This is a genomic window from Pseudobacteriovorax antillogorgiicola (genome assembly GCF_900177345.1).
Lineage (GTDB): Bacteria > Bdellovibrionota_B > Oligoflexia > Oligoflexales > Oligoflexaceae > Pseudobacteriovorax > Pseudobacteriovorax antillogorgiicola.
The window spans coordinates 101,810-123,554 of the sequence record NZ_FWZT01000021.1; the positions used below are offsets into that span (position 1 = coordinate 101,810).

General features: G+C 45.8%; 17 protein-coding genes and 1 pseudogene. 6 read left to right on the plus strand and 12 right to left on the minus strand.

Going from position 1 to position 21,745, the window contains the following annotated elements; all coding sequences use genetic code 11:
* Nucleotides 1-211 precede the first annotated feature (211 nt).
* Both B9N89_RS32315 and B9N89_RS32320 read left to right on the plus strand, forming a co-directional pair.
* Nucleotides 212-1,231, plus strand: a pseudogene (locus tag B9N89_RS32315) (sigma-54-dependent transcriptional regulator); the annotation flags it as partial.
* Nucleotides 1,223-1,834 carry a helix-turn-helix domain-containing protein gene (locus tag B9N89_RS32320; RefSeq protein WP_459550696.1) on the plus strand — a complete coding sequence of 204 codons (612 nt, stop codon included), beginning with the start codon at nt 1,223-1,225 and terminating at the stop codon, nt 1,832-1,834. The pseudogene B9N89_RS32315 and the gene B9N89_RS32320, both read left to right, overlap by 9 nt.
* Nucleotides 1,835-1,859: 25 nt before the next feature.
* On the opposite strand, the gene B9N89_RS23230 is transcribed toward B9N89_RS32320, so the two are convergent.
* From B9N89_RS23230 to B9N89_RS23240, 3 genes are all read right to left on the minus strand, one after another.
* A complete protein-coding gene (locus B9N89_RS23230) occupies nt 1,860-2,159 on the minus strand; it encodes an SET domain-containing protein (RefSeq protein WP_132323182.1) in 300 nt (99 codons plus the stop codon).
* Nucleotides 2,160-2,421: 262 nt separating this feature from the next.
* On the minus strand, nt 2,422-3,948 hold the full coding sequence (locus B9N89_RS23235; RefSeq protein ID WP_132323184.1) for a hypothetical protein: 1,527 nt from the start codon (nt 3,946-3,948) through the stop codon (nt 2,422-2,424).
* Between the two features lie 205 nt (nt 3,949-4,153).
* Complete coding sequence (locus B9N89_RS23240; RefSeq protein ID WP_132323186.1) at nt 4,154-4,609, minus strand: c-type cytochrome; 456 nt, start codon at nt 4,607-4,609, stop codon at nt 4,154-4,156.
* Nucleotides 4,610-4,880: 271 nt separating this feature from the next.
* Between B9N89_RS23240 and folE the strand changes: the two genes are divergently transcribed.
* Nucleotides 4,881-5,528: a GTP cyclohydrolase I FolE gene (gene folE, locus B9N89_RS23245; protein WP_200820775.1), complete on the plus strand. Its 648-nt coding sequence runs from the start codon at nt 4,881-4,883 to the stop codon at nt 5,526-5,528.
* 368 nt (nt 5,529-5,896) lie between these two features.
* On the plus strand, nt 5,897-6,280 hold the full coding sequence (locus tag B9N89_RS23250) for a response regulator (RefSeq protein WP_132323188.1): 384 nt from the start codon (nt 5,897-5,899) through the stop codon (nt 6,278-6,280).
* Between the two features lie 81 nt (nt 6,281-6,361).
* Here B9N89_RS23250 and B9N89_RS23255 read toward each other — a convergent pair whose 3' ends face one another.
* Both B9N89_RS23255 and arsS read right to left on the minus strand, forming a co-directional pair.
* Complete coding sequence (locus B9N89_RS23255; protein WP_132323190.1) at nt 6,362-6,697, minus strand: arsenosugar biosynthesis-associated peroxidase-like protein; 336 nt, start codon at nt 6,695-6,697, stop codon at nt 6,362-6,364.
* A gap of 14 nt (nt 6,698-6,711) precedes the next feature.
* Nucleotides 6,712-7,749: an arsenosugar biosynthesis radical SAM (seleno)protein ArsS gene (gene arsS, locus B9N89_RS23260; protein WP_132323192.1), complete on the minus strand. Its 1,038-nt coding sequence runs from the start codon at nt 7,747-7,749 to the stop codon at nt 6,712-6,714.
* A 376-nt stretch (nt 7,750-8,125) separates the two neighbouring features.
* On the opposite strand from arsS, the gene B9N89_RS23265 reads away from it, so the two are divergent.
* A complete protein-coding gene (locus tag B9N89_RS23265; protein ID WP_132323194.1) occupies nt 8,126-9,340 on the plus strand; it encodes a phosphatase domain-containing protein in 1,215 nt (404 codons plus the stop codon).
* Between the two features lie 41 nt (nt 9,341-9,381).
* Here the strand turns inward: B9N89_RS23265 and B9N89_RS23270 are convergent, their stop codons facing one another.
* A complete protein-coding gene (locus tag B9N89_RS23270; protein ID WP_132323196.1) occupies nt 9,382-10,128 on the minus strand; it encodes an SDR family oxidoreductase in 747 nt (248 codons plus the stop codon).
* Nucleotides 10,129-10,535: 407 nt separating this feature from the next.
* Between B9N89_RS23270 and B9N89_RS23275 the strand changes: the two genes are divergently transcribed.
* Complete coding sequence (locus tag B9N89_RS23275; protein ID WP_132323198.1) at nt 10,536-10,787, plus strand: hypothetical protein; 252 nt, start codon at nt 10,536-10,538, stop codon at nt 10,785-10,787.
* Nucleotides 10,788-10,819: 32 nt separating this feature from the next.
* Here the strand turns inward: B9N89_RS23275 and B9N89_RS23280 are convergent, their stop codons facing one another.
* From B9N89_RS23280 to B9N89_RS23305, 6 genes are all read right to left on the minus strand, one after another.
* Nucleotides 10,820-11,818: a cytochrome-c peroxidase gene (locus B9N89_RS23280; protein WP_132323200.1), complete on the minus strand. Its 999-nt coding sequence runs from the start codon at nt 11,816-11,818 to the stop codon at nt 10,820-10,822.
* A 13-nt stretch (nt 11,819-11,831) separates the two neighbouring features.
* Complete coding sequence (locus tag B9N89_RS23285) at nt 11,832-12,308, minus strand: plastocyanin/azurin family copper-binding protein (protein WP_159455587.1); 477 nt, start codon at nt 12,306-12,308, stop codon at nt 11,832-11,834.
* Between the two features lie 16 nt (nt 12,309-12,324).
* The gene (locus B9N89_RS23290; protein ID WP_132323204.1) at nt 12,325-12,648 is read right to left on the minus strand and encodes a cupredoxin domain-containing protein; all 324 of its coding nucleotides are present in this window, start codon (nt 12,646-12,648) and stop codon (nt 12,325-12,327) included.
* A 179-nt stretch (nt 12,649-12,827) separates the two neighbouring features.
* Nucleotides 12,828-13,280 carry a Crp/Fnr family transcriptional regulator gene (locus tag B9N89_RS23295; protein ID WP_132323206.1) on the minus strand — a complete coding sequence of 151 codons (453 nt, stop codon included), beginning with the start codon at nt 13,278-13,280 and terminating at the stop codon, nt 12,828-12,830.
* A gap of 3 nt (nt 13,281-13,283) precedes the next feature.
* Entirely contained in the window at nt 13,284-14,210 is a 927-nt protein-coding gene (locus B9N89_RS23300) for a hypothetical protein (RefSeq protein WP_132323208.1), read from the minus strand.
* On the minus strand, nt 14,197-21,690 hold the full coding sequence (locus tag B9N89_RS23305; RefSeq protein ID WP_143478253.1) for a hypothetical protein: 7,494 nt from the start codon (nt 21,688-21,690) through the stop codon (nt 14,197-14,199). The genes B9N89_RS23300 and B9N89_RS23305 overlap by 14 nt, the downstream gene beginning before the upstream one ends.
* Nucleotides 21,691-21,745 lie beyond the last annotated feature (55 nt).

Consider the following 21,745-nt stretch of genomic DNA (forward strand, 5'->3'; position numbering starts at 1 on the left):
GCTGTTTCAAATCGGAACAAGCTGTTTTAGACAGTTTGTTCCGATTTGAAACAACTAAGATCTTTTGCATCAGAGGCCGAAAGGGGTGGCAGGAGGAGCAGCAGTGACGCGAATAATGGTTTGCGAAGATAACTCAATTATTCAAGATCTCCTGCAGGAGATTCTTAAGAAGCAGCAGTATCTGGTGTAATTAAGCCGTAGCGGTAAGGACTGCCTGGCGACGGTATCGAGGGACACAGATATCGTCTTGCTCGATATCCACCTTCCCGACATGAATGGCTTGCGGGTTCTTGAAAAACTAAAAAAACTACACTCCCATATCAAAGTCCTTGTTGTAACGGGGGATGGGGACAAGGATACCGTACAGAGTGCCTTTGCCTTAGGGGCTGAAAGCTACATTCTTAAACCCCTTAGTCCTGCCAAGATTCTCGCTGCCATCAAAGAAGTCTTGAGTCGTGATCCGGGCTACCATTTTTCTGATATTGCTACGGACGAGCCTAAGATGGCAGCCTTGCTGGAGCAACTGATCGTGATTGCCAAGACGGATGCAAGCATTATCCTGAAGGGGGAGAGTGGCACCGGTAAAGAGTTGCTAGCACGAACGATTCACAATCAAAGCCGAGTTGCGGAGGGGCCTTATATTACGGTCAATTGCCCTGCTATTCCTGAAGGACTCGCTGAATCAGAGTTGTTCGGCCACATCAAAGGCTCGTTCACTGGAGCGAGTCAGGATCGGATTGGTAAATTTGAAGCAGCAAGCGGCGGCACAATTTTTTTAGATGAGGTGGCTGAGCTACCAATCTCGACTCAAGTGAAGCTACTCCGTGTGATCCAAGAGGGAACGATCGAGCCTTTAGGATCGAATCAAGTGCGGCAGGTGGATGTTCGGATTGTGTGTGCCAGTCACAAAGATCTAAGGCAAGAAGTTGTTAAAGGCAATTTCCGCCACGACCTATACTACCGTCTTGCAGAATTTGAGCTAAGAGTGCCTAGCCTTTCCGAAAGGAAAGTCGATATTCCTAAGATCGCAAGGAAGATGGTGGCTCAATATTGCTCTGAACTAAAAAAACCTCTGATATCTCTGTCAGACGATGTTTTAGAGCAAATGATCTCCTACAGTTGGCCTGGAAATATTCGAGAGCTGTGCAGCCTTATCAAAAAACTCATCATCCTAAATAAACCAGGAAAATCAAGCCTCAGTAAAATCCCGCCTCACCTGCTAGTGCAAGTAGAAACTTCCACTGTTCCACAAACCCCTTTAGAAATTCAAGAGACGAAGTCTCAGACTCTGGTAGAGATCGAGAAGGCTGCAATCAAGGTAGCAATCGAGCAAGAAAAGCATAATCTTAGTCGTGTCGCCCAGAGGTTAGGAATCGGTAGAACTACGCTCTATAGAAAACTGAAGGCTCATGGTATTCCATATGCCAGAAATAAAACCACCACAGAGAAGTTTGGAGGGCAACTAGACTCTCTTTCGCGAACAGGCTTTTTCAAAGGGGTGGTTCAGTCTCTCAAACAGAAAAGCGATGCTGATCTGGAGTCGTTCCTAACACATGCTAGTCAGCAGTTAGAGGAGCACTACCAGTTTATGTTAGACGCAGCCAATCGCTTGGACTGGCCGCAACTTGGAATCGCTTGTGGCAGCTTTAAGACTCTCGTGGCGTCTCTTGATGCAAGTGATTTGGATCGAGCCTGCGCAAAGCTCATTGAAGACCAAAGCAACGGCAAGCCTCACGAGATCTTTGCTAGTCTCGAAAGAGTACGTCAAGAGATTAATAAGGTCCAAGAAGTGATTTTAGTCTGTGGGAAGGGGCAAATGAAGCTAGTCAGCTGAGCTGAGCCCAGCTTCTAAACGACTTTTATTGCCACTCGTCACCGTAGTCAAATGTAATCTCTTCGCCTTTTTTGATCTTGCGGATGGCGTACATCTCCCGGCCCAGAACTTCGACATTGGGCTTCTTACTGTGATTGGCATACTTTAGGACGTTGGTGACGGAAAGTGCGCGCCAATTGCCTTTTTCCTCATACCAGAGGACGTGGATGTCGTTTTCTTTGGTTGCTCGTCCCTCGAACTGGCCGATAAGCTCGCCCTTTTTGATCGCTTCCCGGCTAAATAATCCTGTTCCGTGGATATGGCTCTTACCTGCCTCTACTTTCATCAAGTTCTCCTGTTTGACACTTTTTGTATATTGTTAGCCTCAATCAACGTTGGGGCGTTTTGAGTTTGAAGTATAAATGAATGATATCGTAAGTTTGAAGCCTGCGACTACGGGCAGTTTTTGGTGCTTTGTATCGGCAAAAAATTTTTTCATCTAGCCGAATGAACTCCGGTTTTAGATCATCACCAAGCCTTGGTCTTAGTCTTTTCAGACAGCCTCTTAACATTTACAGCCATCACTGGCAATTATAAATTAGCTATGCTCAGTCGTCATCAATGGCAGCGGAACCCTTGATTTTAGAAACAGCTTGCACCTGGTCGCTATCGTCTTCCGAAATTTGGTTCTCAGGTCTCGACGCAGCAACATCTGCTAGGAAGTGCCGCGCATAATCGTGGCCCGCAAGCAGGTGGTTCATCGTCCGTTGATGGTTTTCGAGCCGCTGTTGATCGATACTCAGCTGCGATTGCTCACTCAAGCGTTCTTTGCTCTGGTTGTGATCGTGGTTTGCCCAATCAATTTCTTGAGTTTGCTCCACGGAGCGTCGTGGTACATCGAAACTATGCTCGCCTTGCAAGGCCTCTGCAAGCTTACGAGGGTAGGCAGCCTGCTGCTGGAGGTGATGATACGAATCAAGTTCTTGATCTTGCGGAGCTATCATCGCAGAGGCTGCTGCATCCTGAGGGTTAGGCTGAGACACGCTAGTAAATTGGCTCCTGGCCTGCACATCGCGAGTAACTTCCAAATTTTGGTAGCGATCGTAGGTGTTGATTACCAAGTGGCGACTTTCCTCTTTCACAGCTAGATCTGGCTTTTGAAGTGATGTCAATAGCTGGCTTTGCACTGATTCGCTGTAAATTTGCTCTTTATATGGCCCGTCGTATTGTTGTGATCGCGGTATCATCTGAGCATCCGAAGATCGATCGCCATTGATCTTTTTCATAATATCGGATTGATTCCGCATCTCAGAGAGGAGGATGTGTTCCAAGACTTGGTTTTGTTTGTACAGGGAAGCCCAGCGCGCCTCCATTGATCGCAGGACAAGCCGAATCTCTCGTACACTTTGTGTTTGCATCAGTTGGTCGTTAGCGAGGCTAAGGCCACGGAACAGAGATTGGTCAAATATTGTTGCGCTTTGCTTTCTGGCTATTTGAAAGGACTCGATAATCCGTTGCTCAGTCCTTCGATCGTCGTATAGGTCTTCATTTTCAAGGTGGAGAACTTTTTTTTCGTTTGGTTTGCGCAGCTCAGGAACGTATGGGTTTTGCACTTCTTGACGAATAAACACCCGATCCCGATGCAGGCGCTCCAGAAACATCTCTTGGTGAACGCGATGAAATTTTTCAGCGTCTTCCCAAGCCTTATCGCGAACATCAAAGAAAATCTTGCGCCTAGCCAAGGCTTGGCTATAGACCCGCTCGAACAAAAGAGCTGTGACATACTCTTTAAATAGTCGTTCACGCTCGGCTACGATTTCAGTTTCCATGAGGAGCTGTAAGCGTCGACGGTGCCAGCGAAACAGGATATCTTTTTGAATGGATTGGGCCCTGATATAATCCCAAAATTCATCCATGACTGGCGACATCTCTGAAAGAAACTTATAAAGCCTTTGATCGATATCAAGTTCCAAAGCTGGGTGAATGCGATTCCAGGGCCTTTGAGTGGGGTGAGTTTCTGCGATTGTTAGAACCCGACCATCGCCACCATGAAGCGGTTGGGTGTACCGGTTCATACTTACATAGTCACTGGGATCAACCACCGCCTCATCGAGTTTTTTTATGCGCCGAACCATAAACCCCCCTTAAAGAAGGTTTGTCGGTTTAACCCGTCGCTGCCATTGAGGCGCTCACAAGATTTTGAAAGAATGTAGTGATATCAAAAGTTTGGTAGAGTTTGCGGTAAGGTTTTTATTGCAAAGTGGAATGACGGAGGAGGTGGGCGCCTCAGCTTACTGAGTGAAATTACCAGTGCGTTGCGGCGCCATTCCTATCATGAGCCTATTTCGCAAAACTACGGACGTATTGCACCAAGGCTTTGATTTTTTCATCGTTCAAGGCAGCACCCCAAGGAGCCATAGTCGGGCTAAGTCCTACTGCAGGGCCACCTTCATCGATCACCTTGTAGATGTGGGCATCGTCAACTGAATCTTGCCACGCCTTATCAGTGAAGTTGCGGGGCTTGGGATTGAGAGCCATCGCAGTTGGTGAGTTTGCAGCTCCGTCAGCACCGTGGCACGATGAGCAGTAGGTGTTGTAATCTTTGGCAGCAGCTTTCGCCATTGCAACCGCTGGATCTTCTTTTACGGGATTCATTTTAGCGGCTTCTTGGGCCTTCTGCTCTGCTGCTTTGTAGGCTTCGAAATCACTTTTCGGATTGTAGTCTTCAGGCTTGTTATAATCGCAAGCTGTTACGAAACTCAATGCAGCAGCCAGTATCCCAAGGTGGTATCGCATGTTTACCTCTTCTAATTTTAACAATGAATTGGCTTCCTTAACAAAAAGGGGTCGAGCCTATACGAACCATGATCCAATGGCCTTGTCAACGACATATTTGACAAGCAAGACTAATTATGTCATAGAGACCGCGTAAAGCCTGCGTAAATTTGTGGCATTGAGTAATAAGGTCTGGAAAACCGATACTCTTTCCTATACCAATAGTAGCCGGCGACGAGCCGCGCGGTGGCGACAAAGTTTATGTAAAATGCCATTCTTAGGAATCCAAAGCATGATGAAAGAAGAATTTATCGAGGAACTGAAAGGCGAGCCTGGTACGGATCTTCCTACCGCCAACGATGCCTTCGATTCAAGAAAATACAAGCGGGAGTCTGGAGAGAAGGCGGCCCAGTTAATACTAGGCATGACCGGTGAAGACGTCCGTCGGGAAGGTCTTTTGCGAACACCCCACCGCTTTGCCAAGGCATTCGACCACTTATTTCAAGGCTACGATCTCAATCCCCAAACCGCAGTGGGTGAAGGGGTCTTCGATTCCGAGGGCAAGGGCCTCGTCAGCGTTGAAAACGTTGAATTCTACAGCATGTGTGAACACCACCTGCTACCTTTCTGGGGTACTGCTACCGTTGCTTATTTTCCCGACAAGAAGATTCTTGGGCTATCGAAAATACCTCGTCTTTTAGAAACCTACGCCCGACGTGTGCAGGTTCAGGAGCGGATCACGGAGCAGGTTGCGGCCGCTATCCAGGAACTTATTGCACCGCGAGCTGTTCTTGTTCAAGTCAAAGCACAGCATCTCTGTATGATGATGAGGGGTGTTGAGAAGCAGACGAGCTTTACGCTTACAGAGAAGGTCGAGGGCTTTGATTCCCTTCAGGCCCACGAGCAGCAGCAGTTTCTAAGTCTCATGGGGCGTCGCTAAGATAGAGTCCGCCCGGAGGAGCGGTAGGTTTCTGGCCTAACCGACGAGATACCTAGGAACTATAGTGATCTAGCTGCTGATATTAGAACGATTCTAGGATCCTCTTGATCCTCCTAGCTATTACCGATTGATTAGGCGTAAGGCTCTACAAAAGGAGTTTTTATGCCTGATTATAAATCTCCCACTTTCTGCTTGTATTATCAGGATTCTACGGACAAATTTGCCAATCAGCAATGGCGACTCGTTAAAAACTACAGAGTAATTCGTGCAGATTATGTAAATAATTTCGGGTTATTATGTACAATTCCCCAACGATTACCAGAAAATGCCGCTAACATTGATAACGATTGGTAACGACGGAGATGGTTTTGGCAAAGATTCTTCTGGTGGATGACTCAGAGTTTATGCGCTACGAGATTCGTGCTCTGCTAGTTGGCTTAGGGCATGATGTTGTGGAGGCTCACGATGGGCTTCAAGGCTACCGCCTCGCTCGGGAACACAAGGATTTTAACCTGATCATTTCAGACTTTAATATGCCTACGTGGGATGGCCTACATATGATCGCTGAAATCCGAAGCATCGAAGCTTACAAGACGGTGCCGATCGGAATGCTTACCACAGAGTCATCAAAAAACTTGAAATACAAGGGCAAGGAGCTTGGGATCACGGTCTGGTATGTGAAGCCCCTCGATCCCGATATATTCTGCAAAACGGTAACGGCTGTTTTAGAGCGAAGCGAACAACCGGCCTGAGAGGTGATCTGATAATTCCATTAATAGCTTGTGAAGCTCTGGCTTTAGAGTGCCTTGATCGAAGCTCTATGGCTCGCAGTTTCAAAGTGCCCCTTTGGCTCGCAAAGCATTTTGCATTTGAACTCCGTGGACGAGGTTGATACCCGCCTCCATAGCTGCTCCCACGTGAATGGCCTCGGTCATCTCATCGGGGTTTGAACCATTTTCCAAGCAAGCACTGGTATATGCATCAATGCAGTACGGGCATTGCTTCACGTGAGACACGGCCAGTGCAATGAGGGCTTTTTCCCGTTTAGTAAGAGCACCGTCTTCACCCACCACAGAGTTATAGTATTGAAAAAATTTATCCATTAGCTCGGGGCGAAAGGTGCCTACTTCAGCAAACTTCTTCAGATCTTTGGATTCGTAGTAACTCATTGTTTTAGGTCCTTTTATGATGTGGTATTGCCGCCGCAACTCGATCCAGCGCCAGCAGTACAGCCAAAGCAATGGTCAGCGGTACGAATGGTTCGTTGTGCGAGGGTTTCTGTGTTCCAATCGAAGATTGTCATGGCTCCGTTAGGGCTATCAATCTCCATATCTAGCACTTGATTGAAGTCACAGTCATAAATTTTGCCATCAAAGCTCACACTTACCAAGCTGCGGCACATCACATCTTCCGCGGCAGCAGGGTTAAAAGCAGAAACTAATTTTTCCATATAATCTTCGTAGCTTTTGAGACGTCGAAGCTGGGCTTTAAACCTGTGAATTGGCATGTTCGTTATAGCAAATAGGTGATTGAAGCTGATATCAAATTTTTCCTTAAGCTCTTTTTTATAGCTCGCCTCAAGGCTTTTCTGAGGTGGTGGTAGAAATGCGCCAACCGGGTTGTAGACCAGGTTCAGAATTTTATTGCTATCTGGAATGCCGTAGCCACGTTCGTTAAGCATTTGCAGCGATAGAATGCTTTTCTTGAAAACTCCAGAACCTCTTTGCTTATCGGTAAAAAACTCTTGGTAGTAGGGAAGGCTGGAAACGATTTCCACCTCTTGTTCGGCGAAGAAGTCCGGTAAATCTGCCAAGCTTTCTTTAGTTTGTGGATGGGGGTCGTGAGTTACAGTTAGGTTATGGCGTACGATAACCGTTTTCTCAAGCTGACGAGCCTTCGTAACCAACTCTTTAAACCTTGGGTGAAGCTCAGGGGCGCCACCGGTGATGTCGAGAGCCTTGATACTAGGGTTTGATTCAAGGACCTTGATAATTTGGTCTATCACTGCATCACTCATAGCCTCTCGGCGCCGAGGAGATGAGTCGACGTGACAATGAACACAGGCCTGATTGCACAACTTCGTGATGTTGATTTGAAGGGTCTCTATGGTTCTTGCTTTTAAGTCGAGCCCGCTTGATACTATTTTCTTGGCGAACCCAAATCTATTTTCTATTTCAGGACTAGCTTTCTCTATTACAATTGATTTGGCGTTTTGGGCCATGGGCACTGTCTCCAAAGTGATTTTGACGCTCGATCATAGCAGACAAACCTTTGTTAACTCAAGGCATTGTCGTTTTAGTGACCTTGAGAAGGGCAAGAGCCTTCCTCAAAGGTTCGGTGATCGGCCCCAAAGGTTACGAAAGTGTCCTAGGGAATTCCCGGAAAACTCAAAATTTGCATTTCCTTAAACACTGTTTAGGTTTTTGACTGAATTAAGGACCTCGTTTTTCTGTAAAATCGGGACTTTAAAAAAATCTTTCAGAAGGTACAGGACTTGCAATTTAGCCAGTGATTTGGAGACTTGCCCTGTTAAGGCCTAGCGTTTTAGAGGAAAAGGCCTCCTTACTCCCTTTCTTCGAGTGAGCCCGTGTGGAAACATGGGCTCTTTTTTTTGGCAAAATGTGGCAGGAATGTTTTGCCGCCATTCTGATAAGCTTCGCTCGGTATACTATCTAAAGGGCTTGATTCCCTTGGAAAGACTTGTCTATGGTGAAGGTCCAGAATACCGAATGATTGGGAATGAGATGGAACGTGCAATGAAGCGAGACTGCGAGAAAGGCTTTTTACCACCCCGAGAAGACCCTGAAAGCTTGGATATCATGGCAGCCAAAGCTCTGCGGCGGGTGAAGAAAACCCTTCATGTCGAGCGGCCCTTCGATGCGGTCGCCTATCATGGTTTTTCCGGCCCGCGAGGTGCCTATGTTGTAGGGCGCGTCATTGAAGTGCTGAGGGATAAAAGCCTTGGCGAAGACAGTCCTTGGTGGATGAATACCCGTGATTTACTGAGCCGCTTCACACGCTCCCGAGCGCCAGGCGTGGAAATTGCGATTCAGATCGGCGATTCTACTTGGCGTGGTACTAGCGGTGGAACCGGTTATTTTACAGCTCGATTTACAAGACCTGCAGAAGCTCGGCAGGCTAAGATTGAGGTCACCAGTGCCCCAGAAGGCTTTTCGTTGGTGAGGTATCAGCAAACGATTCCCCTTACTCTGGTGACTCAAAAAACGCCATACATCGTGATTAGCGATATCGATGACACAATTATTGAATCAGAAGCTAGCGACCTGTTTCGCTCCGTAAAGTTAGCTTTCACCAACAACGCCCGAACTCGCAATGCGGTGGATGGGATGGCAAATTTGTATCGTAGCTTAGAAGCGAGAGCAGGTAGCGGCGCACCGCCAGCTTTCTTTTATGTGACCAGTTCTAGCTGGAGTCTTTATGAGATGCTTCAGGATGTGCTGGAAATCCAGAGGTTCCCCAAAGGTCCCATGCTGATGCAAAGGCTTGGCTTGAAGCAGAATAAATTAGTCAGTATTGGCCACAATCACAAGATCGATAAGATCAAAACAATCCTAGAGCTGTGCCCCCAAATTCCAGTGATATTGATTGGCGATAGCGGCCAGCAAGATCGGACTATTTATGAATCTGTTGCCAAAATCTACCCGGATCGGGTGAAAGGGATCTTCATTCGAGACATACTAAACGGACGAGGGAAGCAATCCACTCATCCGCCAGTTTCGGGTGTCATAGCTAAGGACTTTACCAATGCATTAGACCTGGAAGAGTATATCAATCAAGCTGTTGATTGCTAATATTTCATGATCGCCTGAATTAGCTACGACAGCCTCTAGTATCATAGCTGACTCATGCCGCCATCCACTGTGATCTCAGAGCCTGTCATGAATGATGCGTCATCTGACAAGAGAAACGCTGATGCAGCAGCGATTTCTTCTGGCTTACCAAAACGTCCTAGAGGAACCTGGTTCATAATCTGTTCCGCCATACCTTTCACCTGATCCTCTGGCATCCCCGTGCGATCGAAGAAGTCTGTTCCGATTGGCCCTGGGCTTACGGCATTGACTCTGATGCTTCGATCTGCCATCTCCCTTGCCAAAACCCGGGTTGCAGTTCTTAGAGCCCCTTTTGTAGATGCGTATAGAATTGCTCCTTGCATTCCTAAGTTTTGGGCGATGGATGTATTGAGTAAAACGCTGCCACCCTTCTTAATCAAACTGCCCAGCTCTTTTGCATGTAAAATTGGGCCGCGAACGTTAACATTAAACTGACTATCGAATTGTTCTGAAGTAACCTCTTCAATTGGGGTAAAAACGCCAAACCCTGCATTGAGAAAGAGGCCATCGATCTCTCCATACATTTCCTTGACCTTCTGTCCTAGTTCTTCAGCAGCTTTAGGGTCCCCCGCATCATTTGCCAATACATCGATTCGTTCGTGGGCAGCATTTGCCTTTTCAAGTTTACCTGCGTTGGTTCCGGTAACTAGAACCCGGCCACCCTCTTCAGCGATTCGGATCGCTGTCGCTAAACCAATGCCCCCTGAACCTCCGGTGATTACAATTGTCTTGCCTTCGAAGCGCATCATCACGGCCTCCTTTCTAGTGATCGTTGATGGTAAAACGATGGCTAAGGTCTCATGAGTAAATAATGAGTTTTCCCTAGCTGCAAATAAATGTGGCAATAGCTAAGTTGGAGCTAGAGTTCGTTAAAACCTAAATCAGTGGGATTGAGGATGTCTATTTTCAGTCAGATCCGTTAGGCTTCTGTAAAAGCCATCGACCTTAGGAATTGAAATTCGTTGCAGCGTTTTCCTGCAATTTCGTGGGAAACTTCCTACTGAATGGAACGAATAGGACTTAGTAAAACTCAGCGCTGATTCTCAAAGCTAAGGTTGGTGAACGAGTTCCGGCCAAGTCGAAACTGGTGCACTTATTGCTTATACAGTTTCTGTTTAAGCATCATTGGATACCTATCAATACAAAGGGAAGCATGATGGAACAAACTTTCGCTCGGAATATTTCCCATGGGAAATTCCTCAAAAAAGCTTACGGAAGGTCGACAGTATTGAGAAACCTGGGACCAAAAACCTCGCTATCCAGATGGGAGAATGACGACAGCAAGGACGATGGTTTTTTCGATAGTGACGAGACCCTTTGGTGGGAAGATGACGAACTCTTTGAAGATGATCTCGATTGGCTCGTGAGTTTGAGTATTCTTGATGACGGACCAGGTGATATGGATTAGGCTGAGAGCCTTCATGGCTCTCAATTTTAGGTCTAGTGCGGTAGTGTTGGAATCGACATAGCAGGATCATCACTGGTGAGAGACTTCAGAAATTCCACCAGATCCACTTTCTCTTGCCGATTGAGACCGAGCTCGCGAACCTCTTCAGAAACGGTGGGCCGCTTGATGCGACCTCCTTCATTATAAAGGTCGATGATATCGATCAGCGTCTTTTCAGAACCGTTGTGGGTATAAGGAGCCCTTTGATCGACGTTGCGAAGAGTAGGGGTTTTGAATGTGTGGTTCAGCTCTTCGATCTCCAAAATTTTCCCACGACCTAGGTCATCGCTGTTGACACCGATATCGTGAAAACCATCGTCTGTAAACCGCCACCCTGAGTGACAAACAGCGCAGTTTGCCTTGCCGTTGAACAGAGCAAAACCACGTTTCGCTGAATCGGAAATTGCATCGTCATCACCCTTGATCCAATTGTCAAAGGGAGCTTGACCAGAGACCACCTTGCGCTCGTAGGTCGCAATTGCTTTACCAATGCGATCTGCTGTCACCTCGCTATCACCAAACGCGGCTTTAAACAGTGGCCCATAGCCAGCAATGGCTTTTAATTTTGGAAGCAGAGTATCAAGAGGCATATTCATCTCGCCGGCCGCTTGGATTGGCCCAAGAGCTTGGGATTCAAGGGAGTCTTCCCGACCATCCCACATCATCAACTCACCCCATGCGAGATTCAAAATAGTCGGGGTGCGTCGACCTAATTTGTTCATACCGTGGCCGGTAGCGGTTGCCATGCCGTCACCCCACGCAAGGCCGGGGTTGTGGCAGGACGCACATGATATGAAATCCGACGTCGAAAGACGTGGGTCAAAGAAAAGTGTCCAGCCCAGTTTGTACTTGGCCGCGCTGTACTGATTATCGTCAGGGAAAGGAATGGAATCGGGCCTTTGAAAATCTTTCTTCAGGGCGTCCATATTTGCCAGGGACACTGAAGTGCCAAGCAAGCTGCTTAGCATGAGGATACTGAGAATGTTTATCATCGTTTGTCAACCCTTACTTGGATTTGCTGGATTTCGTAACGTTTAAAATGCCTTTCATTCCGAGCATGTCTCCGTGTCCTGGAACGAGGCAGACATAAGGATAGTATCCGGGCTTCGGAACATCCTTAGACGGAACAATTAATTGAATTTTTTTGCCAGGGGCGAGCATTGGTGTCATCGCAATCACCATAGGGTGGTTTTTGACTTTTTCCTGGTCATAGTCATTGTTGGCAAAAAACTCCATGACTTCCTTTGTGGAGCCTGGCTTCAGCAAAGCGATGTTGTGAAGAATTTCCGAGTCCGAAAGTGCTTGGTTATGGAAATCGATCACGATGTCTTTGCCATGAGGCACTTGAACTGCCTCAACATCGAAGGCGATGTTGTTGCCTTTGGTGCTAAGGTTGATTTTGATTCGGGCTTCGTCGGCAGCTAAGTTTGTCTGAGCGCTGCATAGCGTTAGAAACAAAAGTGAACTAACGATCTTATTCAAGGGGATTCTCCTGTTGTTAAGGCTCAACCGTAACTTTAAGCATCATTTTTGGATGGATAGCACAACGCACTGTGGTTTCCTGAGGCTTTGAAAATGTTTGGACAATAGGTGCTGCACCTTCGACCTGTTTTTGGCTGATTCTCTTTCCATCCACCTTCATCATAATGTGATGGGTTGTGTTATCCTCGTTGGTGAACTTGAGAGATTCGCCGACTTTGAGCTTGATCTCTTTTTGACTGAACTGTTTATTTTTCTGCTTTATAGTGTGTTCCTTGGCCACAGCAGAGAGACCAGCAAAGGGTAAGAAGCCCAAGACCAAGGTAACAATCTTCTTTCTCACAGAGTCCTCCTTTTGTGATTGGGGAGATCCTGTCTTATGATGAGTCCAACCTAGAGCACTTAAGATTTCCCGCGCTAGTTAAGCATTCGGTAACAGGAGGCGGATACCTGAGGAATATAAGTGGGATAGAATTTCACTTTGTGGTAATTTTTCTAAAGTAAATATAGGGGCGATCTCTATCATTCCCCTTTATATTCAGACATCCGCTGATGGGCGTTACGAAGGCGTTTACCAATGATCCTGCAAATATTGAGCATGATTATGCCGAAAATTCGGGGGTTTTTATCGAAGAGATCCATAATTGCAGCGTGCTTAACTTCTAGGACTGCGCACCGGGTTCTTGAAATAATGTCGATACCGTAAGGCTTTTCGTCGAGAATCATCAGAAGGCCGAAAACCTCCCCTGGCTTCAATTTTTCAACGTTAAACTTGGTTCCGCCCATGGCATTTTTTTGAATCTCGGCAATACCCTCGAGGAGAATAAAAATTTGATTTCCCTTGTCACCTTCTTGAATGATCAATTCGTTTGGTTTGTAGTGATGAACAGATTGAGAACGGAGGATTCTCTCGACCTCATCTTCGTAAAGTTCAAAGAAAAGCTCGCATCCTTTTAAAACGTGATCGAGTGCCATGGCTTACGATGCTCCTCGTTCAATATCCGATGGCGGCTGGCTACTATCTTGGGATGCGATATCTCGAATCTCCGCCAGGAGTTTGACGGCTTCTTGGTTTGACTTACGTAAATTTTCTATGGCTTCGATCATCTTATATTCACCATGACTTAATTTATTGCCATGAATTCGATACCACATAAATTCAATAGCACGTTCGAAATTTTTAGACACTTCATTGCGAACAGAAGCAAGGGGAAACAAAGACGTTATTAGAGTCATCGTCACACTGAATACGATACCTGCGATGGATGTATTCATAGAATAGGCAACACCACCAACGAAAGCATTCAGAACGGGAGCTGCTTCATCAAGTTTGGTGATATCAATTTGGGCGATCATAGGCAGTGCCGAGGTGATACCCACAAAAGTACCGAAGATACCTCCGACAATGAACAGATTTGGTAGTAAGTCCAAACCACGATTTAGTGAGTTTACTGGTAGAATCTTTAGGATATTTCGCCAGTTAGGGTCTTGGTTGAGAACGCGATCGGCAAGTTCCATGAAGTTTGGTGGGTGAGGGCTTTTTAGGGCGTCCACCTGTTGTTTGATGGCTAATATAACGCTCCGCTTACTATCTGTAAATTCCGATAGCCGTTGCTTCTGTTTCTCCTCAGTTTTACGAAACCGTAAAGATCGATCCGGCAAGTGTTCCTCGATTTTATAGAGTAAGTTCTCTAGCCAGATCTCGACATCATCGACACTTTCATGCTTAGCTTCCTCTTCTTCAAGCTGCTTAATCACCGCATGAGAGAAACTATTGAAGTAGGCTTTGTTCACTTTATTGTTGTTATGAGCAATATACCGGAGGATAAGAGCAATCACGCAGGTGATTGCCATAATTTGTATCAGATAAGCGGCGGCAATATTAAATATCTCAATGACCGACATTCACAGGCCCCTTGTTTTGGAGTTTGTCCGCAATTATATCGAAGTGACGTTCTGCATCTTTCTGGTCTTTTAGAACGAAATTGATCTCTACCCTACGTGATTTCTTGCAGTGGTATGGTCCGCACATGCACTCCTCGTATCGAAACTTGTTCCACTTATCTTTAAGACAGCGGTCATTTTCTTGTAATTTAACGGGGTCCATGAAACCTTTTCCAGAAACACTAGTCAGCGCTCGCATCTTGTTTTTATACCTATAATTACCCACTTCATCACCAAAAGCGAATTCTACAATCTGCTGGGCACGATTGAGAGAAAGCTCCAGGTTGTATTGGTAAGCGATGCCGCGAGTGGTGAAAGGATCTACATACTTCCTCTTGTACTTAGGGCTTGCAAATCCAGCAATGGAAATGCCATCGATTCGATTTGCGATATCGGGTGCACCTAAGAGGCTCTTCGCATAAATAGGTATCATACGACTTAGTTTCGCCTTCGCGGTTTCGCTGAGTTGATAGCTATCGTTTTTAAAATAGAAGGATTCATCCATGCGGAGAGTGATGTTACCTGTTTCAGGGTTGATATCAACTTCGATGCCGGAAGCTCTGAGGTTGTCTGCTATTCGGGAAGCGATAGTTTTGCGCTCGTTGGCGACTCGTTGCATAGCTGATCGAGCACCTTCAAGCGTTTGCGCGACGTCTTTGATCTGATCATCCTTCGTGCGTAGTTTTGCAGCCATTTTCATGCCGACATCTTTCTGCTCTTCTATCTTCTCGGCCAGACGATCGATCTCTTTGTCTTTGGTTTTGATTGCTTTTGTTGTATTTGCCAAGCGCTCGATCAATTGACGGTTTTGGTCGCCGCCCTTGTCAAATGCTTGCGCAATCCGATTATTTCGATCGTTCAACTTTCCGATTTGCCGGATGGCTTTGGCTAAGTTATCTTTAGTTGTCCGTATCTTCTCAAGTAGGTCTGCAACTTGCTTCTTGGCGTTGATTAATTCTGGACTTGGCTGGCTGACAAGCTGTTGTGGAGCACCTGTTCCTGGCCCTTGGCCTTCACCTTGACCAGCACCAAGACCTTGTCCCTGGCCAGCACCAAGACCTTGTCCCTGACCAGCACCAAGACCTTGTCCTTGCCCTTGACCCATGCCAGGCCCCTGCCCTGGGCCTTTGCCTGGAGGAGGTGTTGTCATGGTGAGAGCTTTGCGAAGGCCTTGGTTGTCATCTTTCAGGTTTTTAACTTGGTCTTTAAGGGCTGCAACTTGATCTTGGAAATTAGCGATCAAAGATCCTGAGCTGCCAAAGCGATTTTCTTGAGGTACAGTAACTTCCGTTGGCTTCTTGTCGAGAGCTGCGACTAACTGTTGCCGTTGATCTTGCAAGGTGTCTATTTTATTGTTGGCATTGGCTAGTTGGTTCTTCAGGTCATCCATCTCGTCAAGTGCCTTCAAGAGCTTACCCTTTTGACTAGCCGCATCCCCCATGGCCTTACCCAGATCGCCTTTTAAGGTTTCATTACTATCTTTTCGTTGAGCTAAGGTCTGGTTTAGCTGCTGATTCTGAGCTTTCATTTTATCCAAGTCATCCTTGAGGCGTTTCATTTCATTGCCCATGCGATCAATCTCTTTTTGGGCTTGCCCCAGGTTATCTTGGAGGGTTTTGTTAGTGCTGCCACCCTTAGCCAGTGCTTGTCCTAGGTCATTCTTCGTGTTTTGAAGCTTTGCCAGATCACCCTTTAGCTTGCCTATTTCATTTCTCAGCTGGTCATTTTCACCTTGGGCCTTGCCTAAAGCTTGCTTTAGACCTTGATTCTCGGCATTACCTTTTGCTAAAGCCTGACCTAGCTTCTCGTTATTTCCCTTAGTCTTGCCTAGCTCTCCTTGGAGTTTACCTAATTCACCTTTCAGCTGAGCAACCTGCCCTTGGGCTTTGCCAAGAGCGCTCTTGAGCCCCTTATTTTCCGCATTGCCATCAGCTAGGGCTTGTCCGAGTTTGCCAAGATCTCCTTTGGCTTTGCCTAGTTCACCCTGGAGTTTGCCTAATTCACCTTTCAGCTGTCCAACCTGCCCTTGGGCTTTGCCAAGAGCGTCTTTGAGACCTTTATTTTCCGCATTGCCGTCAGCAAGTGCTTGGCCTAATTTACCAAGTTCCCCTTTGGCTTTGCCTAGTTCTCCTTGGAGTTTACCTAGCTCTCCCTTTAGTTGACCAAGCTGGCCTTTGGCCTTGCCGAGCTCCCCTTGTGCTTTGCCAAGCTCCCCTTTAGCTTTGCCAAGAGCACCTTTGAGGCCTTCATTTTCTGCTTGACCATCAGCAAGTGCCTTGCCAAGGCGACCGTTCTCCCCTTGTAGCTTACCAACTTGGCCCTTAAGTTCTCCTACTTGCCCTTGTAACTTGCCGACCTGCCCAGCGAGGCCTTGATTCTTAGAGTTACCCTGGCCCAATGCCTCGGCAAGTCCTTGGTTTTCACCGCGAAGCTTGTCATTCTCTCCTTGAAGTTTTCCGACTTGGCCTTTGAGTTTGCCAACTTCTCCCGCAAGCTTGTCGTTTTCGCTTTTTCCCTTACCTAAGGCTTTGCCAAGAGCATCATTTTTACCTTTTAGCTCTGCCAATCCACCTTTTAACTTGCCGATTTCTCCCTTTAGCTTACCAATTTCGCCATTGAGTCGGTCATTTTCGGTTTTGCCTTTTCCTAGAGCATTGCCAAGTTCTTTGTTTTTACCTTCCAGCTCAGCAATCCCACCTTGTAAATCGCCAATTTTCCCCTTGAGTTTTCCTAACTCGCCATTGAGTTTTTGATTCTCTGTCTTGCCCTTACCCAGAGCATCACCAAGTTCTTTATTCTTTCCTTCTAATTCAGCGATGCCTCCCTGGAGTTCGCCAATCTTGCCTTTGAGTTTTCCAATTTCACCATTGAGCTTTTGATTTTCGGTTTTACCCTTGCCAACAGCGTTGCCTAGTTCTTTGTTCTTGCCTTCTAACTCAGCAATGCCCCCTTGGAGTTCTCCGATCTTACCCTTGAGCTTGCCGATTTCACCATTAAGCTTTTGGTTCTCGGTTTTGCCTTTACCCAAAGCGTTACCTAGCTCCGTGTTCTTGCCTTCCAGCTCAGCCATTCCGCCTTCCAGCTCACCAACCTTACCTTTGAGCTTGCCAATCTCTCCCATCAACTTCTTATTTTCAGTTTGGCCTTTGCCCAAGGCTTTGCCTAATTCAGTGTTCTTGCCTTGAAGCTCAGCATTAGCTCCTTCCAACTCGCCTACCTTGCCCTTGAGTTTTCCAACATCACCGGCAAGCTTTTGATTCTCTGCCTTGCCTTTGGCAATATCACCTTGAGCTTTACCAAGGGCCTTTTTGAGGCTTTCATTCTCAGTTTTAGCCTGGCCATTTTCGGCTTGTAGGTTCTTATTATCAGCTTCAGACTTGGCCAGTTTGCCAGTAAGGTCTTTAACCTGACCTGCCAAGGACTTAGCCTCCGCTTTGCTCTTACCGAGAGCGGTTTTAAGAGCTTTGTTCTCACCTTCTTGTGCTTTCATCTTGGCATCTTTTGCCTTGCTTTCTCCTTGGGCCTTAGCTAGCGCTGTTTTCAAAGATTTATTCTCGGATTGTGAATCTTTGGCCTCACCTTGAGCTTTGGCAAGAGCTTTGCTCAAGCTATCATTTTGCTTTGAAAGCTCGGAATTCTTGGTCTCTTGAGACTTGGCTTCACCCTGCGCTTTGGCGAGGGCTGTTTTCAAAGACTTGTTTTCAGACTTAGCGTTTTTAGCGTCGTTCTGTGACTTGGCTAGTGCCTTGCTCAAGGACTCATTCGTTTTGCTAAGCTCAGTATTCTTGGCCTCGTTTGCCTTGGCCTCACCCTGACTCTTGGCAAGTTTGGTCGTTAAATCCTTGATTTCTTGCTTGGACTGTGTTTGGGCCTGCTGCGATTTCGCTAGAGCTTTTGTGAGTTGCTGATTCTGTTGTTGAGAATCTTGAATGGTCTTTTCCTGCTGTTTCACCTTAGCTTGAGACTGGGCTACCTGTTGAGTCAAATCCTTTACTTGTTGCTCCGCTTGAGTTTTCTGCTGGTTTGTTTGGGCCAAAGCCTTAGTGAGCTGCTTATTCTTCTGCTCTTCTTGCTTGGCTTGAGCTTGGACTTGAGCGACCTTTTTAGTGAGCTCTTTGTTCTGCTCTTGCGCCTCGTTTTTTTCTTGTGTGACCTTGGCAATAGCTTTTGTGAGCTGCTGGTTTTTCTGCTGTTCTTGAGCGACCTTTTGCTGTTCTTGCTGAACCTTCTGCTCTTGCTGCTTGATCTGGGCTTGAGTCTGGGCCACTTTTTTAGTTAGTTCTTGATTTTGCTTTTGTGCTTCAGTTTTTTCTTGTGTGACCTTTGCGATGGCTTTTGTGAGCTGCTGGTTTTTCTGTTGTTCCTGAGCGACCCTTTGTTGCTCTTGCTGTACCTTCTGCTCTTGCTGCTTGATCTGGGCTTGAGTCTGGGCCACTTTTTTAGTTAGTTCTTGGTTTTGTTTTTTTGCCTCAGTGTTTTCTTGTGTGACCTTGGCAATAGCTTTTGTGAGCTGCTGGTTTTTCTGCTGTTCTTGAGCGACCTTTTGCTGTTCTTGCTGTACCTTCTGCTCTTGTTGTTTAACTTGTGCCTGGGTCTGCGCGATTTTTTTAGTTAGTTCTTGGTTTTGTTTTTTTGCCTCAGTGTTTTCTTGTGTGACCTTGGCAATAGCTTTTGTGAGCTGCTGGTTTTTCTGCTGTTCTTGAGCGACCTTTTGCTGTTCTTGCTGTACCTTCTGCTCTTGTTGTTTAACTTGTGCCTGGGTCTGCGCGATTTTTTTAGTTAGTTCTTGGTTTTGTTTTTTTGCCTCAGTGTTTTCTTGTGTGACCTTGGCAATAGCTTTTGTGAGCTGCTGGTTTTTCTGCTGTTCTTGAGCGACCTTTTGCTGTTCTTGCTGAACCTTCTGTTCTTGTTGTTTAACTTGTGCCTGGGTCTGCGCGATTTTTTTAGTTAGTTCTTGGTTTTGTTTTTTTGCCTCAGTGTTTTCCTGTGTGACCTTGGCAATAGCTTTTGTGAGCTGCTGGTTTTTCTGCTGTTCTTGGGCGACCCTTTGCTGTTCTTGCTGAACCTTCTGCTCTTGTTGTTTAACTTGGGCTTGAGTCTGTGCCACCCTTTTAGTTAGTTCTTGGTTTTGTTTTTTTGCCTCAGTGTTTTCTTGTGTGACCTTGGCAATAGCTTTTGTGATCTGCTGGTTTTTCTGTTGTTCCTGAGCGACCCTTTGTTGCTCTTGCTGTACCTTCTGCTCTTGTTGTTTAACTTGGGCTTGAGTCTGTGCCACCCTTTTAGTTAGTTCTTGGTTTTGTTTTTTTGCCTCAGTGTTTTCTTGTGTGACCTTTGCGATAGCTTTTGAAAGCTGCTGGTTTTTCTGCTGTTCTTGAGCGACCTTTTGCTGTTCTTGCTGAACTTTTTGCTCCTGCTGCTTGATCTGAGCTTGAGTTTTAGCCACCTGCTTGGTAAGGTCTTTAACCTGCTGCTGAACTTGAGTTTTTTCTTGATTGACCTTTGCGATAGCTTGGGTTAGTTGTTGAGTCTTTTTTTGCTCTTGATCAAGCTTTCTTTTTTCTTGCTCGACAGCTTGCTCCTGCTGTTTGACCTGAGCCTGGCTTTGGGCCACTTTTTTTGTGAGGTTTTGAACCTGCTTCTGAGTTTTGTCCTTCTCCTGAATAGCTTTTGCTACCGCCTGGTTGAGTTGCTCGTTTTTCTTCTTCTGTTCTTTGACCGCCACTTCCAAAGCTTTTTTCTGAGCCTCGACAGTTTTGGTTTCTTCTTGCTGTTTTGCTAGCTGCGCTTGGGTTTGCGCTTGCTTTGTCTGAGTCTTTTTGAGCTGCTCCTGAACTTTCTTAGAATCCTCAGAAAGGTTTTGGACTTTCAGATCAAGGTTTTCAATTTTCTTTTGAGACTCTAGCTGTTCACTTGCCTTTTTGGCTATCTGCTGCTCAAGCTTTTGATTGGATTTCGCAGTTTCTTGTATCTTTTGGTTTAAGTCTTTAACTTCTTCCTTAAGCTTCGACGATTCAGCATTTTGTTGTGCAAGCTTCGTCTGGATCTGCTTGTTAACTTTTTCCAGATCCTGTACTTCTTTCTGCTTGTCTTTGATATCCTTAATGTTCTTTTGGATAACCTTCTGTTGATTTTGGTTTGACGAGGTTAGAGTCTTAACCGTCTGGTCAAGTTGCTTATTTTTCTCTTCTATCTTCTTTAGATCATCTTGCTTTTCTGTGATCTCTTTTTTTAAGTCGTTTTGGTTCTGAGCCAGCTTTACAATGTTTTTCTTGTAGGTGTCGATCTCTTCATTTTTCTTCTTGATCGCATCCTCAAGCTTCTCTTGCTCAGTTTTTGTCATCTTTATTTGCTGCTCAAGGGCTTTTGTCTTGGCTTCAGAGCTAACTTTGACGTCTTTAACCTCAGTCTCAAGTTTCTTGATGTCTTGATCCTTGACTTCAACCTTCTTTTTCTGTTCTCTAATTTCGTCCTGAGACTTAACAAGAGCTTTCTGAAGAAGTTGCTTCTGGTTATCCTGCTTTTTAATTTCCTCTTCAAGCTTCTTCTTTTCTACCTCGCTTTTATCTTCAGAGTTTTTGAGCGTTACTTTCAGTTTATCAATCTCTGATTCTTTCTTTTTGATGTTCTCTTGTTTTTCTTTGATTTCCTGCTGGGTTTTCGCCAAAGCTTTTTTGAGCTGCTCTTGTGTCTTTAGCTCTTCTAAAATTTTTTTGTTTAGACTCAACTCTGTTTGCTGAGCCTTTTCTTTGATATTTTCAACGTTCTTTTCTAGGCTTTTGATGTTTTCAGTTTGTTTTACAATAGTATCCTGTTTCTCTTTTAGGTCGACTTCTTTCACTTTAACGTCGTTTACAAGCTTCTGCTTATCGCTTTCAGTTTTTTCAAGAACTTTTTCAAGTTCCTCGTTTTTGATCTTAGCTTCAGCCATCTTCTTTTTGAGGTCTTCGATCCGTTTTGAAATGTCGGTGACTTTGATATCGCGAACTTTGATTTCTTCTTTCTGCTCAGTGATTTCTTCTTTTTGTTTTTTGATGACATCTTGCGCTTGTTTGATAACCGCTTCGTTTTCATTCTGTTGCTTGTAGAGCTGTTCGATCGCATCTTCACGCTCTTCTAGAGCAGAAGTGATTTCGCCAATTTGCTTGAGACTCATTTCAAGAAGCTCTTTCTTTTGAGCCATCTCTTTGAGGTCTTTCTTAGCTTTATCCATGTTCGATTGGTTGGCTTGTTTGGTTGCTTCGGTCAGTTTACCCATGAGGTATTCTTGAGCTTCTTTTTTCTCCTGCTGAACAGCGAGTTGGGACGCACCCGATTGTAAGATCGAGAAAACGAACATGATTAGAAAGATAACAGCTACCGCCATGAACAAGTCACTATTGGACGTCCAGGGATCGTTCTGTTGGTTTTCTTCCTCGTCGCGCCTAGGCCTTCTATCTCGCAAAGCTTCCTCCAGTTTGCCACTAGGCAAAGGTTACCCATTGGGCGAATTCGCTTTA